The organism is Akkermansiaceae bacterium, assembly GCA_017798145.1.
Lineage (GTDB): Bacteria > Verrucomicrobiota > Verrucomicrobiia > Verrucomicrobiales > Akkermansiaceae > Luteolibacter.
In genome coordinates this window covers 206276-224575 of the sequence record CP059069.1, presented here as the reverse complement: position 1 = coordinate 224575, position 18300 = coordinate 206276, and the positions used below count along the sequence as shown (strand labels likewise).

The window sequence follows — 18300 nt, the reverse complement described above, 5'->3', positions numbered from 1 at the left end:
CTAGGAACTGGCTGCCACATCGCGGCAGTCCGGAAGCCTGAGGCGCATGGCTCAAAGGTTGAAACGCGGTGACTGCCGGAGGAATTCGAGCGGGTTGTCATAGACCACCTTCGCGATCTGTTCCGCACTGTATTTCCGGCGCTTCATTTCAAGCGCGCATTTCGGAACCGCCATGGGGTCGGAAACACCCCAGTCGCAGGCGGAGTTCATCCAGATCCGCTCGTTGCCAAAAATCTCAAGGATGTCGATGGCCCGGTTCGGCGTGCATTTGCTCTCCGGATACAGGGTCATGCCCGCCCAGAAACCGGCATCAAGCACCAGCCCGGCTGTGTGTTCCTCGACATGGTCGATGATCACCTTGGACCGGTCCAGCTTCGAAAAGGAAGCCAGCGAGTCGATGATGAGTTTCGTACCCTTGAGCTTGTCCTCAAGGTGAGGGGTGTGGATGAGCACAGGAAGGTCGTGGTCGAGGGCGATCTGGACGTGTTCCTCGAAGATCTGGAGTTCGCTGCGGGTGTTCTTGTTCAGCCCGATCTCGCCGATCCCCAGCACGTTTTCCCTTTCGATGAAGTCCGGGATCAGTGCCATGACCTCGCGGGCGAAACCCGGATCATCCGCTTCCTTGGGATTGATGCAGAGCCAGCAGAAATGCCTGATGCCGAAGCGTGCCGCGCGCCTCGGCTCATATTCCGTGAGCTGGCGGAAGTAGTCGTAAAAACCGTCTGCGGAAGATCTGTCGAAGCCCGCCCAGAAAGCCGGTTCGCAGAGCGCCTCGCAGCCTGCGATGGCGAGCTTTTCGTAGTCATCCGTCGTGCGGCTGACCATGTGGGCGTGGGGTTCGATGTAGCGCATGGGTGTTTGGAATTCCGGGACAACCGCTCTTGCTCCAACCTTCACGCCCCTTGCAGCCGATTGCAAGCCCTCTCCCTAGGACGAAAATCGCGTAAAAATGAAACTTTCCACCGTCGGTGGTGTTATCGAAGCTATCCCATGCTTTTCATTGGAAAATCACTCGCCCTCTTTCCGCTGGTCGCATTCGGCATCGCGTCCACATCCGCAAAGACCCTGACGGAAAAACAGGCACTTGATGCCGCGGCGCGCATCGACCACCTTTTGTCCGCCGATCTCAAGGCAGCCAACCTTTCGCCCACCGGCCGCATCGACGACGGCACCTTCCTCCGGCGCGCCTACCTTGGCATTATCGGGCGTATCCCAAGCGAGAAGGAAGCCCGGGCATTCCTGGACGATCCGTCACCGGACAAACGAGCCGCCCTGGTGAATTCGCTCACCTCCTCGCCCGGCTTCGACAGCCACCTTTTCAACTGGGCGGGCGATCTCCTGCGCCTGCAGACAAGGCAGGAACAGTTCGGCCTCGGCTGGCATGTCTGGCTGCGCAAATCCCTTTCGGAGAACAAGCCGTGGGACGTTCTCGTCAGGGAGATGCTCTCCTCAACCGGACACACGGCGAAAAACCCCGCCGTCGGCTACTATCTGCGAGACCGCAACATGCAGTTGGATAATTTCAGCAACACCATGCAGGTCTTCCTCGGCCGCCAGATCGGCTGCGCCCAGTGCCACGACCACCCCTTCGATGACTGGAGCCAGATGGAATACTACCGGATGGCGGCCTTCGGAGGCGGCTTCGAATACCGCAGCGAGGATGCCAAGGAAACCGTCCGCAGGGTCATTGCCGACACACGCCCGGAAACGCAGGATAAGCGAGGCGGCAAAGGCGCAAAGAAGGATAAGAAAGCTCTCCGCGCCTCGATGGACAGACAGCGCAGCGAAGCGAGGACGATCTCCAGGACAATCGCCCCGCTCTTCGGCGACTTCAACAAGAACGCCCTCATCGACGATCCTGCGAAATCCCTGCACCTGCCAGAAGATTACCAATACAAGGACGGCGCACCCGGCCAAAAGGTCGATGCGGAAACCTTGTTCGGCGTCCAGCTCAAGGATGTCCCGCCGGAGCAGCGCCGCGAGGCGTTCGCCAAATGGGTGACGTCTCCGGAAAACCCTTTTTTCACCAAGGTCATCGCCAACCGTCTATGGGCACGCACCTTTGGACACGGCCTCCACGATCCCATCGATGACTGGACGGATAGCAGCAACCCCGCACATCCCGAGGTGCTCGCATTCCTTGAGGTCACCATGAAAGCCGTGGACTACGATCTCCGCCAATTCTGCCGCATCCTCTTCCTGACAAACCTTTTCCAGCGCGAGTGCGATCCCACGGAGCCGCAGCCCGGCACCCCGCACCTCGTCCGCGGCCCCGCCTTGCAGCGCATGTCCGCAGAGCAGATCCACGATTCCATGGTCGTCCTCACCCATGGGGAGATCAACGACTCACCCCTGGATACCAACGAATCCCGCTGGGAAAGCTACACCCAGTCGGTCGCGAAACTCATGTCCGCCGATTCCCGCGACCTTCTCGTCCTCGGCGAGTCCGCCTCGCAGGCGGAGGCCGCATACCGCGAGGCGAGGACCGAGACCCGCGCCCTCCAGGCAAAGGTCGCCAAGGCCGGATCCCCGGAAGAGCGGAGAAAAATCTACCAAGCGCTTGTCACCGCACGAAACAAGGAGCTTGCGTTCAGGAGGCAGAGCGACCCGCTCAGCTCCATGGGCATGTCGATGATGGAAATGGACTCACGCAGCAAAGGCAAGCGCGCCGGAAAATCCACCGCCCGCGCCTCCGAGCTGCCCGCCCCTTTCAATCCCGGCACCCTCGTCCGCGAATTCGGTGGCAGCGACCGCGAGACACCCTCCTCCGGTGACACGATCCCCACGGTGCCCCAGGCGCTTGCGCTGCTGAATGATTATGAAACAGATATCCTCGGCGACAGGCGCTCCGACCTGGCGGGCCGCCTCTCTTCCCTGAAATCCCCCGAGGAACGGCTCGATCTCATCTTCCTGCTGCTCTACTCGCGCCCGCCCACAATTGCGGAAAACCGGCGCTTCGCGCCCCTCGCCAAGGACAACGAATCCCTCCGCGAACTCACCCGGGCCATGCTCACGTCAAACCGCTTCATCTTCATACAGTAGAACTCCGCCATGAATCCGAACCAACTCACCGAACTCAACCGAAGGGATTTCCTCACCCGCACGGCGCGCACCTGCTTCGGCCTGACCATCGCCGGCTCCGCCGCGGAGCTGTTCAACCCCCGCGCCCTTGCGGCAGACCCTGCCGTCGTGAAAGCAGGCGGCGGCAAGGCAAAGCATGTCATCTACCTCTACATGTCCGGAGGCATGACCCACATCGACACCTTCGATCCCAAGCCGGACGCCCCCGCCGAATACCGCGGCCCCACGGAGGCGATCAAGACCAACGTCGATGGCATCCGGCTCGGCCACTGCCTTCCCATGCTTGCCAAGCACATGGACAAAGTCGCCCTGATCCGCTCGCTCAACACCACACAAGGCGCACATGAGCAGGGAAAATACGTCATGCACACCGGCTACACCCAGCGCGGCAGCATCGCCCACCCCTCCTCCGGCGCATGGGTCTCGCGGCTCTCCTCCGCAATCAACGAAACCATCCCCTCCTTCGTCCTGATAGGCGGTGGCAACAACCATCCCGGCGGCGGTTTCTTCGAACCGAAATACTCCCCCCTTCCCATCGGGGATCCGGAAAAAGGCCTCCGCAACGTCAGGATGCGCCGCGACACCGACGATGCATCCTTCAACCGCCAGCTCTCCCTACGCGAGGAGCTTGACCATGATTTCGACTCCCGCTTCCACAGCGGCCAACGCTCAGTCCGCGCATACGGCGAGGTCTATGACTCAGCCGTCAAGCTCATGCACAGCAAGGATCTCGAAGCCTTCGATCTCTCCAAGGAATCCGCCGACTCCCGTGCCGCCTACGGCAGCGACCGCTTCGGCCAGGGTGTACTGCTCGCACGCCGCCTCGTTGAGCGCGGTGTGCGATTCGTGGAGGTGGAGTTCGGCGGCTTCGACTGGCACGACTCGAACTTCGACCAGATGGAGCAGAAAATCCCCATCCTCGATCAGGCGCTCTCGACCCTCCTAACAGATCTCTCCGCAAAAGGCCTGCTGGGGGAAACCCTGGTTGTCGTTGCCACGGAATTCGGCCGCACCCCGAAAATCGTCGCCGACAGGGCGGGGCGCAACCATTTCCCGAAAGCCTTCTCCTGCCTGATGGCAGGCGGCGGAATCAAGGGCGGCATGGCATACGGCAAGACCGATGAAACCGCATCCAACGTCATCGAGGACAAGGTCGGGGCATCCGATTTCAACGCCACCATCGCACACGCCATGGGCATCCCACATGATCTCGTCCTAATGTCCCCTTCCAAACGCCCCTTCAAGATGGGCGGCAAGGATGGAAAGCCGATCGGGGCGCTGTTCGGATAGGGGAATGGAACCGCGATTCGGAAATCGCGGAATATATGGGTGGGCGTCCTTGGACTTCACAGCCCTCGCCGACCGCGTTTTTCAAAAATCACGCTTCTCCCGCCGCTCACTCCACCGGCGCACCCGTCGCACCTTGGAAGGGTGCGGTCTCGGAGATTTCCGGAGTCATGTCCGAGAAAACCTCCAGCACGGCCTTGGCACGATCCGGCCTGTCCTGCAGGAGCACAGCGAGGGCTTTCTCGAAATATGCGAGGCGGATATCCGCCTCGCCATTGTGCCGGTCCATCCGGTCGAGAAATGCCGCGAGGTCGATCACCCGCGCACGGGCATCGATAAACTGGAGGTCAAGGAGTTCCTTCTTGCTCAACATGGGGTCATGCTAAACCGGGTTCTGACGCTTTGAAACGAAAACCTCGCGGCGGAAATGCTTTCCACCGCGAGGCAAATTGTTCGGGCCGCCGTCGCTCCGCGTTTTCGGTTGCCCGTGAGACGCTGAGCGGTGGCCGCCCTGAAGATTTTTCCAACGACAAGCATTCATACGCTGTGGCGCAGGGGGTCTTTCAGGCCGGCACCGGAAAAAGTCAGGATGGCTCCACATTCTCCACCACCTGCGCATCGGCGGTTTTTCCACCGGAGTAGCCGAGACCTGGCACGACCTTGCGGACGAGCTTGGAAAACCCGCTCTCGGCGGAGGCCATCTCGGACTCGGCCTGGCGCATCGCCTTTTCCCAAGCCCCGGCAAATCCCGGCGCCTGCTCGCGCATGGAGCTGATCGCCATCTCCTGCATGCGGAACTGACGCTGCTCGGACTTGTCCGGCTTGTTCTGGAGAGCGGCAAGGTTCACACGGAGGTTCTCGTTATGCTCCTTGAGCTTCTCGATCTCCTTGGTGAGGGAGTCGCTTCCGGTGGCGGTGATCTTCATCTGGGTGTTCAGGTGGGACTGCATCTCGCGTTTCTCCGCCTCGATGCGCCTGATCTCCCGCTTGAGCCCCATTTTTGCTCCGATGGAATTCTTGAGTATGAATCCGGCGACGAGCAATCCGAGGGCCAAGCCCCAGATGAAATGACTTTTGATGATTTCCTGAAAATCCATGGTGTTCCTAACCTTCCGGTTTATCGGCTTCTGCCTGAGCTTCGGGCTCTTTTGGCGCTTCGTCCAACGGTTTCTCATCAAGCAGGGCGATGACGCCGTCGCTCAAATCCACAGGATCCTTCACGTAGAGCACGAATGGCACGCCTGTGTTCGAGCTCCCGGAGATATCCAGCACCCCATCCAGGTTCTGCTCCTTCGCGAGCTGTTCCGCAGCGCCCATGATGCGTCCCAGCGAGGCGCGCATGGCCTCCACCATCATCCTGTTGATGCGCTTGTCCTCGGCTTCACGGAATTTCTCGAACTCCTGCCTGAGCGTTTCCGCTTCCTGGCGCTTGATCTCGTATTCCCTCACCAGCTTCCTGCCGTCCTCGGATTCCAACTCATCCTTTTTCGCCTGGAGCTGGCTTTGGATCAATTGCAGCTGCCCGATGATGGCGCGCAGCTGCTCGGCGCGCTTGTTGAGCAGGATGGCATCACGCTGACCCTGGATTTCCTTTTGCATCGCCGCCGTGGAAGGCAGCTCACGGTAGATGTCCGTGACCCGGACGACCGCGAGCTTCGAGGCTGCGGGTGACATCACCGTCAGCGCGATCCACAGTAAGCTTAATGAAAATTTCATGGTTTCCGAAGGAATATAGGCACGCATCCTGCGGCTTGTCGATAGCCTACTAGATCTCATGCACCGGCAGGGCGGCGCACTCCTCGCGGAGCTTTTCCGCCAGGGGCGTAGAAAGGTAGCGTTCGCTCGACGAGCATCCGATGGTGACGATGCGCTTGCCCTTGAACTCCGGGCGCTTGGCGATCTGCATGGCGGCCCAGACGTTCGCTCCTGTGGAAATCCCCGCAGGCAGGCCTTCCTGCTGGGCGAGAGCCTGCGCGGTGGCGAAGGCGTCCTCGTTGCTGACAAGGATGGTCTCGTCGATGATGCCCACATTGAGATTGCCCGGGATGAAGCCGGCACCGATCCCCTGGATCATGTGCGGACCGGGCTGCCCGCCGGAAATGACAGGGCTGTTCGCAGGCTCGACGGCGAAGGTTTTCATGGCACAACGGGACTTGAGGACTTCGGAAACCCCGGTGATCGTACCGCCGGTGCCGACCCCGGCCACGAAGGCGTCGATCTGGCCGTCGGTGTCGCGCCAGATTTCCTCGGCCGTCGTCTCGCGGTGAACCTGTGGGTTGGCCGGGTTATCGAACTGCCCGGGGCCGAACGCGCCGGGGGTTTCGGCGAGAAGTTTTTTCGCCATGGCGATCGCGCCGCCCATGCCTTTGGCGCGGGGGGTCAGGACGATTTCGGCACCTAGCAAGCGGAGCAGAACGCGGCGCTCCACCGACATGCTCTCCGGCATGGTCAGGATACAGCGGTAGCCCTTGGAGCGGGCGACGAAGGCAAGGGCGATGCCGGTGTTGCCGGAGGTCGGCTCGATGATGAGGCCACCGGATTTGAGCAGGCCATCGCGCTCGCCCGCCTCGATCATGGATTTCCCGATGCGGTCTTTCACGCTGAAGAGGGGGTTGAAAAACTCCGCCTTCACGCAGATCTCGGCCTCCAGGCCTTTGGTAATGTGGTTGAGGCGGACGAGCGGGGTGTTGCCGACAGTGGCAACCATGTTTTCTGCGATGTTCATGATGGTGTCTTGGGTCAGTGTGGATTCTCCGGCAGGTTGTAAGGAACCGCGGCCGAAGCCGCCAGTGCAAACCGTGCGAGCCGAGGGAAAACCATTTTCCCAAGAGAGAATCCCGTTTCCATGGGAGTATCATGTGCGATATCACGCCGTTTCGCAACACCGGGAAACCGAATTGCCATCCCATCGAAAAACGCCATATTTCCACAGCTCCAAAATGAACCCGATTCCTGCTGTTTTCCTCGCCATCCTCACCGCAGCCCCTGCGGCCCCGCTCATCAAGCAAACACTCGCCACCGGCCTGCTCGATCCAATGGAAGTGGCCATCGCGCCGGACGGGAATCTCTTCGTAGCGGAGCGTGAGGGTCGGCTGCTTCGCATCAACCCGCAGACCGGCGGGATTTTCGAGATCGGTAACATCACCGTCGAAGCATTGCGCTCCTCCGATCCGAAAAGCAACTACGCCCGCGAGGACGGATTGCTGGGCATCGCCCTTGATCCGGATTTCACAGCCAACCAACGCATTTTCCTCTACTACAGCGCCCCGGATGTCGTTGCGAACAGGCTTTCACGCTTCACCCTGAAAGACGGGAAAATCGACCCCGCCTCCGAGCTGAAACTCCTGGAGATCCCCACCGAGCGCGAGCACAAGGTCTGCCACCACGGCGGCTCGGTCGAGTTCGGCCCAGACGGTTTGCTCTACGTTTCCACCGGAGATAACACCAATCCATTCGAGAGCGGCGGTGTCGCCCCCATCGACGATCGCGAAGGCCGCACGGAACGGGACGCGCAGCGTAGCGCGGGCAACACCAACGACCTTCGCGGCAAGATCCTCCGCATCAAGCCGACCGAAACGGGCTATGAGATCCCGGCCGGGAACCTTTTCAAGCCCGGCACCGAAAAGACCCGCCCGGAGATCTATGTGATGGGCTGCCGTAATCCGTTCCGAATCTCCATTGACCCGAAAACAAAGACCCTCTACTGGGGCGAGGTAGGCCCCGATGCGAAGGGAGATTCCCCGAAAGGGCCAATGGGCCATGACGAGGTGAACCAGGCGAAAAAAGCCGGCAACTATGGCTGGCCATTCGTGATCGCGGACAACAAGCCCTATCCCATCGTGGATTTCAACGGCAACAAGGTTGGCAAGATGACCGATCCCTCCGCCCCGGAAAACCCCGGCCAGCGCAACACCGGCCTAAAAGACCTCCCGCCCGCCCAGGCCGCCCTCATCTGGTATCCGTATGGTGACAGCCAGGAATTCCCCGTCATGGGCAAGGGCGGCCGCAACGCCATGGCCGGCCCGGTGTTTTACCACGATCCCTCGCGTAAGACCAACATCCTCGGCAAAGGGGATGACCGTACGCTGCTCACCTACGATTGGATTCGTGGGAATATCTTCAAGGCAAAGCTAGCCGCAGATGAGAGACTGGAAAAACTCGACATGCTCATGGACAAGCTCGTCCACCCCATGGATCTGGAGATGGACAGGGACGGCTCCCTCATCCTCCTCGAATACGGCTCCGGCTGGTATTTCAACACCAACGGATCTGTCTCACGCCTCATTCCCGACGATGGCAACAAGCCGCCGACGCTCGCCATCAAGCCGACTCCCGGGGTTTCCAACGGGTACTCCGTCGACAAGGCGGAAGACCCGGAGAACGGCAAGATCACCGTCACCTGGTATGCCACCGAGGGAGTGACAGAGCGCGAGCTTGGCAGCGGCTCCGGCATGACGCTGCCGGAAGGTGTTTTCAGCGACATCCGCGCAGTCGCCACGGATGACAAGGGCGCCAGGGCATTCGCGCGTATCGCCTTGGATCACTCCAAGGAAATGCCGCAACTTGCCCTTGAGATCGATAGCCCCAAGAAGCCCCGCGGATTCGGAGATGAGGTGAAATTCAAGGTGAGTTCCAAGGTCACGCCGGACGCCAAGCAAATCGTCTTCCGCGCCCGCTACATCGAGCCGACGGGGCACGATTCCGGCGGCCCGGAATTCACCGCAGACATTGCGGAACTTGCGAAAAGCAGCCAGTGCCTCGCCTGCCACCAGGTGGACGGGGCATCGGTCGGCCCTTCCTACCTGGATGTCTCGCTGAGATATTCCGGGCGCGGGGATGCCGCCGCATACCTTGCGGGAAAACTCAAAACCGGCGGCGGTGGTGTCTGGGGTGATGTGCCAATGCCACCCCAGGTCGCGCTGAAGCCGGAAGATTCCGGGAAACTCATCGCCGCCATCCTCGGCCTGTCAAAGGGCATTAGCGAGGCAAGGGGGACCCTGCAAGGAAGCATCAAGCTGTCCCCGCAGGGCGAATCACAGCCGGGCGGCGCATGGGAGTTTTCCGCTGAGGCTCCCGGTTTTTCCGCCGCCAGGATACGCGTCGCTGCGCAGTGAACGCACATGCATTCCCCAAACCCATGAAACCCCGGATTTTCCGCCTGGCCTTGATGATCCTGCTCTCCCTCCCGCTCGGGGCGGCCCAGGGTTGGCGGACATTCACCGACAAGTCCGGCCGCTCCTTCGAAGGGCGCGTGATTTCCATCCACGAAAATTTCAAGACGGCGACCATACTCACCAGGAAAACCAACACCAAGGCAACGATGGATCTGAGCGTCCTCTCGGAACGCGATCTCACCTACCTGAGCACCTGGAAGCCTGGTCAGGTGGACGAACCGGAACCCGCCGAGATAGAACCCGCCGAAAGCGAGGAGGAGGAAGAGGCTTCCTCCCGTCTCTACCCCAGGAGCAAGGAAGAGATCCGTGAGCGCCTGCGTGAGATCGACAAGCGCGTGGGGCCGACGGGCATCAGCCGCGACCAGCAGGAAACAATCAACCGGCTCAACAGCTACCGCTATCTCTCTGGCGTGCCGGACGAGGTCGAGGCGGATCCGGAAATGGTCGCTCAGGCCACGGATGCGGCGCAGGCTTGCAAGAGAAACGGCGGTCTGTCCCATGACCTAGGCCACTCCACCAACCTCTGCAACCTCGCCAACGGCAGCAACATGCTTTCCAGCGTCCAGCAATACATCAACGATGCCGGTGCCAACAACCGCGAGGCACGCGGCCACCGCCGCTGGTGCCTGAACCCGCCGATGGGGAAAACCGGATTCGGGGAGGACGGGGCGTATTCCGCCATGGTCGCGATGGACTCCTCCGGACGCACAAGGATGAAGGATAGCTGGGCCTATCCGGGCAAGGGTTTTTTCCCGAAGGAATACCTGCACGGGAATGCATGGTCCCTCTACCTAACAGAAAAGTCTCCCCCAAGGGAGGACATAACCGTGGAGGTTTACGAATTGAGGAAACGGCCGGAAAAACCATTTTCCAACAGCGAGGAGATCCCGGGCAAGGCGTTGCCCGTGGAATACATATCGGTCTACGGAAACGCGATCAACTTCGAGCCGCAGCCTCAGCCCATCACCGGGCGGGGCATCTACTGGGTGCGAGTCAAGGGCGGCGGACTACGCGAGGGCTACGTCGTGGAGCTGTATTAGGCCGGCTCCTTGTCCAGCCCGAAGGCATCGTGCACGGCACGGGCGGCGTCCTCGATGTGGATCTCGTCAACGGTGACCGCGATCTTGATTTCCGAGGTGGAGATCATGCCGATGTTGATGCCTTTTGCGCCGAGCGCCTTGAACATGGTGGCGGCGACCCCGGAGTGGGAGCGCATGCCGATGCCGACGGCGGAGAGCTTTGCGATGCCCGCCTCCGTCTGGATCCGCGCGTCGGGGGAAAGCTCGGCGAGCACTGGCTTGAGCGCCGCCTGGGCTTTCCCGAGATCGGTGGAGTGCATGGTGAAGGAATGCTTCGAGCGGTCGTCGTTGGAGATGTTAGAGACGATCATGTCGAGGTTGATCTCCGCATCGGCGAGAGCCCCGAGGATTTTCCCGGACATGCCCGGTTCGTCGGGAATGCCGGATATGGTCACGCGGGCTTGCGACCGCTCGATGGAGATTCCGCGGATGACTACGTTTTCCATGTTGGGATGTTCTTCTAGCACGATGGTTCCTGGGTTGTCGTTGAGGGATGAGCGGACTTCGAAAATGACCCCGAATTTTTTCGCAAACTCGACGGATCGGGATTGCATGACCTTGGATCCGGAGGAGGCCATTTCCAACATCTCATCGTAGGAAATTTCCGGGAGCTTGCGGGCGTTCTTCACGACCCGCGGATCGCAGGTGTAGACGCCGTCCACGTCTGTGAGGATCTGGCATACATCCGCCTTGAGCGAGGCGGCCACTGCGATTGCGGTGAGATCGGACCCTCCCCGCCCGAGGGTGTGCACCATGCCTTCGAGCGTGATCCCCTGGAATCCGGCGACAACCAGGGTTTTCCCCTCATCGAGAAACCTGTTCATCAGGGACGGATCCATGTTGGAGATGCGTCCGCGGGTGTGGCTGCCGGTGGTGAAAATCCCCGCCTGCCTGCCGGTGATGGAGGCAGCGTCGACCCCGAGCGACTGCAGGGCCATGGCCACCAGGGCGATGGATTGCTGCTCGCCGGTGGCAAGCAGGACATCGAGTTCCCGTTCGGAGGGGTTTTCCCCAAGCTCCTTGGCCATGCCGATGAGCTTGTCGGTGATGCCGGACATGGCCGAGACCACTGCGACAACCTTGTTGCCCTCGTCGCGGGTGCGCTTCATGCGTGCGGCGACATTGCGGATGCGGTCGATGGAGCCGACGGAGGTTCCGCCGTATTTCTGTACGATCAGGGGCATGGAGAGGGGCGGATTCAAGGGGCAGCCGCCTGAAACTTCAACCCCCAAATCATCAAACGGCGATGCCGGGCGCGGCGCGAACCGGAAGCCGCCAAATCGACTTCCCAGAGGCCAGCCCCGGCACTTTACTAGCCCGCATGAGCGACACCCCAAGCATAGGCACCCCGTTTTCCGAAACCGCGACCCGCGTGATGCTCTGTGGCTCCGGGGAACTGGGCAAGGAGGTCGCCATCGAACTCCAGAGATACGGTGTGGAAGTAATCGCCTGCGATTCCTATCCGGACGCACCGGCCATGCAGGTGGCGGATCATGCGGAGGTGTTTTCCATGCTGGACGGGGCACGGCTGCGTGAAGCGATCGTGAAACACCGGCCTCATCTGGTGGTGCCGGAGGTCGAGGCCATCGCAACCGGCACCCTCGCGGAGATCGAGGCCGAAGGGCTGGCCACGGTGATCCCTACTGCACGCGCGACTCAGCTGACGATGAACCGCGAAGGGATACGCCGCCTGGCGGCGGAAACGCTAGGACTTGCCACCTCGCCCTACCGCTTCGCCGCCACCTGGGAGGAATATTGCGCCGCCGTGGCAGAGATCGGCATGCCCTGCGTGGTAAAACCGATCATGAGCAGCTCCGGCAAGGGGCAGAGCACGGTACGCGAGGACAAGTGCATCTCACCCGCATGGGCATACGCACAGGAAGGCGGGCGGGCGGGGCACGGGAAAGTGATCATCGAGGGCTTTGTCGATTTCGACTACGAGATCACGCTACTCACCCTGCGCCACGTGGGGGGGACAAGTTTCCTGGAGCCCATCGGTCACCTCCAGGTCGATGGGGATTACCGCGAGAGCTGGCAGCCGCAGCCGATGAGCGCGGCCGCATTTGAGGAATCCCGGCGTATCGCAAAAGCGGTCACGGATGATCTGGGAGGGTATGGTGTTTTCGGGGTTGAACTCTTCGTCAAGGGCGACAAGATCTATTTCAGCGAGGTCTCGCCCCGCCCGCATGACACGGGAATGGTCACGATGGTTTCGCAGGATCTGAGCCAGTTCGCGCTGCATGCCAGAGCCATCCTCGGCCTGCCAATCCCGAACATCGTCCAGCATGGGCCCTCGGCCTCCGCGGCGCTGCTGGTGGAAGGCGTTTCGGAGAGGGTCGCCTACGAAAATCTGGCGGAAGCGCTGGCGGAGCCGGACACGCAGATCCGCCTTTTCGGAAAGCCGGAGGTGAAGGGGAAACGCCGCATGGGGGTTGCATTGGCACGCGGAGGAACGATCAAGGAGGCGCGGGAGAGAGCGCGCAACTCAGTCGCCGCGATCAAGGTGAAGCTCTAGGGCCAAGGTGGCGTCCCGGCCTCCCGATGCAGCATGCGATCACGCACGCTGCGCCACAAACAGCGTATGCGTGAAACGCTTCGCCTTCGGATACGCCTTCGCCCCGACGCTCTCCGAGTTTCCGAAAACCTTTCCGAGGGCTTTCGCGAAACCCTTGTCCTGGTTCGCCGACCAATAAACCACCCGCCCCCCGGGATTCAGGGCCGCCTTCGCAAGGGCGATGCCGTTCATACCGTAAAGCCCGGCGTTGCCTTCCTGTACCAAAGGATCCGGGCTATTGTCCACGTCCAGCAGGATCGCATCATAGCGCTCAGCGCCCGCACGCCTGATGATCTCGGCGACGTCCCGGATATGGATGCGCACGCGCGGATCATCCACGAGCAGTCCGTTCACCCCTGCCAGAAACACCCGGTTCCATTCAACCACCACCGGCAGCAATTCCGCGACATCTACGATTGCATCCGCCGGGCAAAGCTCAAGCACCCGCCGCAGGGTGAATCCGAAGCCCAACCCGCCGATCAGGACACGCGGCTTTGTCGGAAGATTCGCACAACCAAGCTCCGCCATCGTCTGCTCGGAGGAAGAGGCGGTGGTGCTCATCAGCGGCACTCCCCTAACCTTCATGAAATGCTGCCCATCGTGCTCCTGGAGGATGAGCGGCTCGCCATCCGGGGTGGTCGACGTGGCCAGGGTGGTGGTGATTTTCATTCCGCGCTCTCGCCGTATTCCGTGTATTTCTTCGACGATCCCCTCACCCGCTCCGCCGGATACTTGTATGCGTTGGCGCGGATCTTGTTTTCCATCGCCTTGAGCAGATCCATGCCGAGGTTGTCCGCCAGCTCTGTCAGGTAGATGGCGATATCGGCGATCTCCGACTCAATCTCACCACGTTTTTCGGCGATGCGTTGCTCCACTTCCTCCGGATTTTTCCACAGGAAGTGCTCTAACAGTTCGCTTGCCTCCAGGGAGATCGCGATGGCCATATCCTTGGGGTTGTGGAACTGAGCCCAATCCCGCTCATCGCGGAAGGCGCGGATTTTTTCGGTGATTTCCTGTAGGCTCATTTCGATTCGGAGTCATTCCCCGGCAGAGAAGTCGATGCCTGAGATGAGTTGTTTGCCGCCGTTGCCGGAAATTCGGTTGGCGGCGTAGCCATCCTCCGGGACACCTTTCTCGAGCACAAGGCCGGGGCCGCCGTTGGAGCTGATCGCGTTGTCCTTCACCGTAACTTTTGCACCACCCGCCTTCACGACCATCCCTCCTAAGATATTATTCCCCATCGTGTTCCCCGTGACCTCGCCCTCGCCCGCGCTGGTCACGACCATTCCGAATTCCCGGTTCCCCGTTAGCTTGTTGTCCAACACCGTCGCGGATGCCGTCCCGCAATCGACGTGAATGCCGTTGCGGCTGTTGCCACTGGACTCGTTGCCGGTGAGGATCACCGCCGCCCCGTCCCAAGCCTCGATGCCATTCTGGAAATTCCCCTTGAGCATGTTTTTCTCCGCCTCCAGCAGGCTGCCGGAGCCTGAGACGCCGATCCCGTTCCAGCCGTTCTCCGTGAATCGACAGCGCACAACCTTCGCATGTCCGCTCTCCGTTACGGCGATCCCGTGCCCGCTGCCCAGCTCAAAGCGGCAATCCGAGAACTCCACACCCGCGCCCCGCACATGAGCCAGGGAAAAGCGCTCCTCGCCCGCATCAAAGGACAGGTGCCGCACGGTCAGGCCCCTTACACGCACGCCTTTCACGCCAGGTGCAAATCCGAGCACGCTGCCGGCATCCGCCGCGCATTGGAAAAATCGTTTTCCGGAAACACCCTCAAGCTCAACCGCCGCCCCGATGAGGAACGGCCCTTCCCAAGTGCCTTCCGCTATGACAATCCGATCCCTGTCCCGCGCCGTCGCCAAAGCCTCGCCAACCGTCTCCACATCAACCGGCACGCGGATCGTGCGGGTATAGGAGGCCATCCTCTCGTAGCGCGCCTTGATCGCCTCATCATCCGGAGCCAGGGCCAGGGCCTCCCTCATCAGTTCCAACCCCTCCTCGTCGAACTCGCCCGTATCTTTCCCGGCGGCCAGCGCGGCCAGGTCGCGGGCACGCAACAGGTCGGCCTCAGCCTTATCCTTCGCGGCTATCGCCTCGCGCAGAAGCTCCGCCGCCTCGGCATCCTCAGTATCTGTCCCTGCCAGCGACCGTGCGCCGGATATCGCAGCGTCGAAGTCCCTTGCCGCAATGCTTTTCCGCACCGCGGCGATGGCATCCTCCCGCAACTCCCCCCGCTTCGCCTCCGCAATCCTCGCAATAAGCCCTTTCACTTCCTTCTCGCCAGGAAACTTTTCCAGAACCTGCCGTGCTGCCTTTTCAGCATCGTCCCACCGGCTCGCCTCAAAAGCCGCGATCGCCTCCCCCTTCCAGTAGCCGATGAACTGGTTCTGCTCTTCCGCCATCCCGGCCTCGATGCTGCGACGTCCCAGCGTCACCAGATCGGATTCAGGATAGATGCCCTCGATTTCAGCAAAGGCCTCCTCAGCCTCCGGCCAGCGTCGGTTCTCGATGAAGATCGCCCCCTGGCGCTCAAGGAACGCGACGCGCTGCTGCTTCATCAGTTCCCGCTCCCCTTCGATTTTCAGATAAGCCCAACCACCGAAACCGATGAGGGATAGCAACAGCAGCGACCAGGCAACAGCCCGGAAAAAGCCACCCGCAGGAGGCACCTCTTCCTCCGGCAGATCCGGCAGAGGCTGCGAAAGCACAGGCAGCCCGACCGGCTCCGCGACCAGGTTCTCAGGAACAAAAACCGCGTGGCCGCGCGCCGCCGATGGCACCTCAACGACTTTCACATCCTCCGACGGAGCGATCAGGCCCAACGCCTCCAGATACTCGCGCACCGCCGCCAGCGCCCTGTCGAACTCCACCAGCCCTTCCTGATACCTCGCCGCCAGCATCTCGTTCGGCGCCGTCCGCACCATATCGGCGATCCGTTCCCGCACCGCGCGGAATTCATCGAGATGTGGCCTCGGATCCTCATCGGGTCCGAGTCCCAAGATCTTTCTGGCCTCCGTCAACGTCATCCCGCCCCTTATCCCCTCCACACACGGAAAATGGAAGCCGGAACTGGTTGGAAATCGAACGGGGCGCTGGTCTCCAGGCAATCGGCCCAACACTCACTTGAACACCTTCAGCGCCGAATCGTCACCGATCCACGCCCCAAAGTATGGCCACTCCGCCCCCTCACGCCAGAGGAAGACGAAGAACGGGCGGTCGTAGATGAATTTTCTGGGAACCGGTTTGGGCGCGGAGTTGCCTCCAAACGGATCCACCTCGATGGATGTTTCAACCCGCACCCGTGCGCCTTTTTCGTAAAGCTCGAACCTAGTGACCTGCTCCGCCCGGCGTATCGTCCACGGATCGCCCTCCCCCCCATAAGAGCGCCTGCTTTGCAAACGGCCTGCCATGTCCTCGGTCACATCTAGCGATACATATGGCACCTGCACCACATCGCCCTCATGCAGCACCCTGTCCGCCCAGCCTCCCGGCAGTTCCTCGTTCGCGACGTAATCCTTTTTCCATTTCCGCAGCCATTTGCACGCGGTTGAGAAATCCTGCACCACGGGCGGGCGGTAGAAGACCACTTGGTCATCCCCATGCTTGCAGGAAACCTCCAGCGCGTGCGACCCATCAACCGGCCTGAAAGCTAGCACCTTGACACTCTCGCCATAGCCCCCGCTCAGGCGGCCATTCGTTCCGAAGTAACTGACCTCCGTTTTCTTCGTGCCGAACCTCATCGGAACCGTGCGGCTCCTGAAAAAGGCCGTCTGGAATTCCACCTCCCTGTCAAGCAGCCCGAAGCAGGCCAAACCGCCTGGCACCTCCTCCAGCAGCCTGAAGGGACCTTGCGCCTCGCCGGTGATCGCCGCCGCTTCCCGGTTCACCGTTTCAAGGAACCCTTTCGTCGCCTTCCCGGCCCACACCTTCCAGGCACCCTCCGGCATCACCTTGTCCGGCTGCCACTGGAATGAGTCGAGCCGGGTCATCAGTTCGTTGGGCGGATCCACGTCGAGGGGCTTGCCGCCGAGCTCCGCGTTCATCGCGTCCCATGTCGCTTGGAAAAGCGGCGACCACACCACCGTTTTCCCCACCGCCAGCTCATCGGAAGGATGAGCCGCAGTAAGCACCTCCGCACGGATCGGATGCAGGGAAACGAGCAGAGCTGTTAGGATGCGCATCATGGGATCACCGACAGCACGTCGCATTTCACGAGTATCATCACCTTTCTTTCCAGATCGATTTTTCCCGCCCCGTTTTTCGGTGATGCCACCCCGACCATCACATACTGCCCTGAAATGCAGGTCAGGCTGGTGTTGATGCTGAGCTTGTAGAAATCAGGCATGGATACCTTGGTGATATTCCCATGCCCATCCTTCCTCTCCTGCCAAACCGTCTCCCCCGTGTGCCAGGTCAGTTCGGGCAAAAACCGCAGGTCGATGATCTCATCATTTTCACCAATGGTGGGCTCGATTTCCAGGCTGCTGCCCAGGTTCTTTGTTTCGAAGGCGGTGGGATGTTCGGAAATGGCGGGGAAATCCGTGCCCTTCACCTCTCCTTCCTGAGACTTTGGCAAGGCCGGAGGTTTGTATTCCGTGGGATACATGAATTCAGAGATGGACTCCACCGTCGCCTTCTGCCCGCTCCTTGCCATGACGATCTGGGTATCGAGAACACTTGCCTTTTGTCCATCCACCATCTCCTGCAACTTCATCCGGAGCGCGGTCGCATCCGCCTTGTCCGACCTCTCCTGCATCATCAGGCGGGTGAGATCCTTGTGCGCCATTTCAATGAACTCCATCTGCACCCGCACCATCTTGGGGGCATCCACCGCGGGGTCAAACGGATCGAGCATCTCCTTGCCGGCAGCTTTTCCCTCCCCCGAATCCTCTCTTTCAAAAGCGGGCGGGACTTCCTGACCGAGCAGGCATCCGGCTCCGAGCAAGGCAATCGAGCATAACCATGACAGCACTTTCATCGCCACATGTCTAGCAGCCGGAATCACCCCTCCAAGTCATTTCTGCGGAGCTGCTTGATCCAATGGAGACGGCAGGCGGGAGCTTGATAAGGTGCATCGGCGCAGCATCCATCAGCCCGGCGGATCGAAGCATGCGGACAA

16 protein-coding genes are annotated in these 18300 nt (G+C 61.0%); 5 read left to right on the top strand and 11 right to left on the bottom strand.

The genetic code is table 11. From position 1 onward, the window contains the following. Window positions 1-51: 51 nt before the first annotated feature. Window positions 52-852 (bottom strand): TatD family hydrolase, encoded by an 801-nt coding sequence (locus HZ994_01010; protein QTN30963.1) that lies wholly within the window; start codon window positions 850-852, stop codon window positions 52-54. Between the two features lie 138 nt (window positions 853-990). Here HZ994_01010 and HZ994_01005 point away from each other — a divergent pair, with 138 nt between their 5' ends. After that, window positions 991-3042, top strand: a complete 2052-nt coding sequence (locus HZ994_01005) for a DUF1549 domain-containing protein (GenBank protein ID QTN30962.1) — start codon at window positions 991-993, stop codon at window positions 3040-3042. A 9-nt stretch (window positions 3043-3051) separates the two neighbouring features. Further along, on the top strand, window positions 3052-4371 hold the full coding sequence (locus HZ994_01000) for a DUF1501 domain-containing protein (GenBank protein QTN30961.1): 1320 nt from the start codon (window positions 3052-3054) through the stop codon (window positions 4369-4371). Window positions 4372-4477: 106 nt separating this feature from the next. Here HZ994_01000 and HZ994_00995 read toward each other — a convergent pair whose 3' ends face one another. The 4 genes from HZ994_00995 to cysK form a co-directional block, all read right to left on the bottom strand. Then, window positions 4478-4738 (bottom strand): hypothetical protein, encoded by a 261-nt coding sequence (locus HZ994_00995; GenBank protein QTN34286.1) that lies wholly within the window; start codon window positions 4736-4738, stop codon window positions 4478-4480. 214 nt (window positions 4739-4952) lie between these two features. Then, window positions 4953-5465, bottom strand: a complete 513-nt coding sequence (locus tag HZ994_00990) for a hypothetical protein (GenBank protein QTN30960.1) — start codon at window positions 5463-5465, stop codon at window positions 4953-4955. A 7-nt stretch (window positions 5466-5472) separates the two neighbouring features. Further along, window positions 5473-6084, bottom strand: coding sequence for an OmpH family outer membrane protein (locus HZ994_00985; protein QTN30959.1), 612 nt, complete (start codon window positions 6082-6084; stop codon window positions 5473-5475). A 49-nt stretch (window positions 6085-6133) separates the two neighbouring features. After that, window positions 6134-7093, bottom strand: coding sequence for a cysteine synthase A (cysK, locus tag HZ994_00980; GenBank protein ID QTN30958.1), 960 nt, complete (start codon window positions 7091-7093; stop codon window positions 6134-6136). A 214-nt stretch (window positions 7094-7307) separates the two neighbouring features. Here cysK and HZ994_00975 point away from each other — a divergent pair, with 214 nt between their 5' ends. Together HZ994_00975 and HZ994_00970 are read left to right on the top strand one after the other, a co-directional pair. Next, window positions 7308-9482, top strand: a complete 2175-nt coding sequence (locus HZ994_00975; GenBank protein QTN30957.1) for a PQQ-dependent sugar dehydrogenase — start codon at window positions 7308-7310, stop codon at window positions 9480-9482. A gap of 23 nt (window positions 9483-9505) precedes the next feature. After that, window positions 9506-10582: a hypothetical protein gene (locus tag HZ994_00970; protein ID QTN30956.1), complete on the top strand. Its 1077-nt coding sequence runs from the start codon at window positions 9506-9508 to the stop codon at window positions 10580-10582. On the opposite strand, the gene HZ994_00965 is transcribed toward HZ994_00970, so the two are convergent. Beyond that, complete coding sequence (locus tag HZ994_00965) at window positions 10579-11805, bottom strand: aspartate kinase (protein QTN30955.1); 1227 nt, start codon at window positions 11803-11805, stop codon at window positions 10579-10581. The genes HZ994_00970 and HZ994_00965 overlap by 4 nt on opposite strands. 137 nt (window positions 11806-11942) lie before the next feature. Between HZ994_00965 and purT the strand changes: the two genes are divergently transcribed. Continuing rightward, window positions 11943-13136, top strand: coding sequence for a formate-dependent phosphoribosylglycinamide formyltransferase (gene purT / locus HZ994_00960; protein ID QTN30954.1), 1194 nt, complete (start codon window positions 11943-11945; stop codon window positions 13134-13136). A 39-nt stretch (window positions 13137-13175) separates the two neighbouring features. Here purT and HZ994_00955 read toward each other — a convergent pair whose 3' ends face one another. From HZ994_00955 to HZ994_00935, 5 genes are all read right to left on the bottom strand, one after another. Further along, window positions 13176-13844, bottom strand: coding sequence for a spermine synthase (locus HZ994_00955; protein ID QTN30953.1), 669 nt, complete (start codon window positions 13842-13844; stop codon window positions 13176-13178). Then, window positions 13841-14200 (bottom strand): nucleotide pyrophosphohydrolase, encoded by a 360-nt coding sequence (locus HZ994_00950; protein QTN30952.1) that lies wholly within the window; start codon window positions 14198-14200, stop codon window positions 13841-13843. The genes HZ994_00955 and HZ994_00950 overlap by 4 nt, the downstream gene beginning before the upstream one ends. A 12-nt stretch (window positions 14201-14212) precedes the next feature. Beyond that, on the bottom strand, window positions 14213-16180 hold the full coding sequence (locus tag HZ994_00945) for a right-handed parallel beta-helix repeat-containing protein (GenBank protein QTN30951.1): 1968 nt from the start codon (window positions 16178-16180) through the stop codon (window positions 14213-14215). A gap of 120 nt (window positions 16181-16300) precedes the next feature. Then, on the bottom strand, window positions 16301-17365 hold the full coding sequence (locus HZ994_00940; GenBank protein ID QTN30950.1) for a hypothetical protein: 1065 nt from the start codon (window positions 17363-17365) through the stop codon (window positions 16301-16303). Then, window positions 17362-18159: a hypothetical protein gene (locus HZ994_00935; protein QTN30949.1), complete on the bottom strand. Its 798-nt coding sequence runs from the start codon at window positions 18157-18159 to the stop codon at window positions 17362-17364. The genes HZ994_00940 and HZ994_00935 overlap by 4 nt, the downstream gene beginning before the upstream one ends. Window positions 18160-18300 lie beyond the last annotated feature (141 nt).

Excerpts from the sequence above, each read along its gene's own strand:
- HZ994_01010 (QTN30963.1), bottom strand. The coding sequence starts at position 852 with ATGCGCTACATCGAACCCCACGCCCACATGGTCAGCCGCACGACGGAT.
- HZ994_01005 (QTN30962.1), top strand. The coding sequence starts at position 991 with ATGCTTTTCATTGGAAAATCACTCGCCCTCTTTCCGCTGGTCGCATTC.
- HZ994_01000 (QTN30961.1), top strand. The coding sequence starts at position 3,052 with ATGAATCCGAACCAACTCACCGAACTCAACCGAAGGGATTTCCTCACC.
- HZ994_00990 (QTN30960.1), bottom strand. The coding sequence starts at position 5,465 with ATGGATTTTCAGGAAATCATCAAAAGTCATTTCATCTGGGGCTTGGCC.
- HZ994_00985 (QTN30959.1), bottom strand. The coding sequence starts at position 6,084 with ATGAAATTTTCATTAAGCTTACTGTGGATCGCGCTGACGGTGATGTCA.
- cysK (QTN30958.1), bottom strand. The coding sequence starts at position 7,093 with ATGAACATCGCAGAAAACATGGTTGCCACTGTCGGCAACACCCCGCTC.
- HZ994_00975 (QTN30957.1), top strand. The coding sequence starts at position 7,308 with ATGAACCCGATTCCTGCTGTTTTCCTCGCCATCCTCACCGCAGCCCCT.
- HZ994_00970 (QTN30956.1), top strand. The coding sequence starts at position 9,506 with ATGAAACCCCGGATTTTCCGCCTGGCCTTGATGATCCTGCTCTCCCTC.
- HZ994_00965 (QTN30955.1), bottom strand. The coding sequence starts at position 11,805 with ATGCCCCTGATCGTACAGAAATACGGCGGAACCTCCGTCGGCTCCATC.
- purT (QTN30954.1), top strand. The coding sequence starts at position 11,943 with ATGAGCGACACCCCAAGCATAGGCACCCCGTTTTCCGAAACCGCGACC.
- HZ994_00955 (QTN30953.1), bottom strand. The coding sequence starts at position 13,844 with ATGAAAATCACCACCACCCTGGCCACGTCGACCACCCCGGATGGCGAG.
- HZ994_00950 (QTN30952.1), bottom strand. The coding sequence starts at position 14,200 with ATGAGCCTACAGGAAATCACCGAAAAAATCCGCGCCTTCCGCGATGAG.
- HZ994_00940 (QTN30950.1), bottom strand. The coding sequence starts at position 17,365 with ATGATGCGCATCCTAACAGCTCTGCTCGTTTCCCTGCATCCGATCCGT.
- HZ994_00935 (QTN30949.1), bottom strand. The coding sequence starts at position 18,159 with ATGAAAGTGCTGTCATGGTTATGCTCGATTGCCTTGCTCGGAGCCGGA.